Origin of the sequence: Massilia genomosp. 1 (assembly GCF_011682185.1) — a bacterium.
Taxonomy (GTDB): Bacteria; Pseudomonadota; Gammaproteobacteria; order Burkholderiales; family Burkholderiaceae_D; genus Telluria_A; species Telluria_A rubra.
Genome location: NZ_WHJF01000678.1, coordinates 1 through 245, shown reverse-complemented (window position 1 = coordinate 245; position 245 = coordinate 1). Strand labels below are relative to the sequence as shown.

1 protein-coding gene is annotated in these 245 nt (G+C 60.8%); it reads right to left on the bottom strand.

The genetic code is table 11. The features are described from left to right. On the bottom strand, positions 1-245 hold a 245-nt coding region (locus tag F1735_RS37300), incomplete at both ends, for a transposase family protein (protein WP_229506114.1).

The following is a 245-nucleotide window of genomic DNA, read 5'->3' as shown; positions in this document are numbered from 1 at the left end:
CTTGCCACATGCGCCGCAATCGACCCGCGGTACGTCGGCATGCAGCCAGGCCTCATGCTGGAAGAAATCAAGGTGGCGCCAGTCGCGCCTGACCCTGTCATGAACACCTTGCCCGTTTACGCCGCAGGCAGGGCAAGGCAACTGTTTCGCGTTGCAGGCGACCTCGAAATCGATCCTCCGCTTGGCAGTGTCAAGCTCGACCTTGACCACTTCCCACGGAAACTTCAGTCCCAGCGCGGACGTAA